Raw genomic sequence first — 422 nt, 5'->3', positions numbered from 1 at the left:
CCAGGTCACCGAAAGCCGGTACTTTCGGGTTCCGGAACAGGTCCACAGTGTCGAGCATGATCGCCTCGCGCGCACGCAGCCCCCACCCGTAGACGACTTTCAGCAGCGTTGCGTCCCGGTACGCCGCTGCCGCGCCCTTGCGGCCCGCCACCAACCGTGCCTCGACCTCGTCATCAGCGCGGTCGAAAAGTCGCTGAAGCTCGCCACGCGTCAGCGGGCGCCGGCGCGGATCACGCTCGGAATCCTGGACATGGGGGCGCGTGTTCCAGTCGTGACAGATCTGGGTCGGGTGTGTTCCGAAGCGCTCCTCGCACTCACGCACCCACCCGTAATGCGGTGAGCAGATGAACTCACAAAACCACGCGATCGCCAGCTGGTAATGCCGCATCGTTGACGCCGCCAGCCGCTGCACTGAGACTAGA

At 65.2% G+C, this 422-nt stretch carries 1 protein-coding gene; it reads right to left on the bottom strand.

Annotated elements, in window-relative coordinates; genetic code table 11:
* On the bottom strand, positions 1 to 388 hold a 388-nt coding region (locus tag AC1RPT_RS07695), incomplete at its 3' end, for a hypothetical protein (protein WP_481762969.1).
* Between the last annotated feature and the right edge of the window lie 34 nt (positions 389 to 422).

Source organism: Dellaglioa sp. CoH-56-MRSF-11 (assembly GCF_056782135.1).
This window is presented reverse-complemented; position numbering and strand designations above follow the sequence as displayed.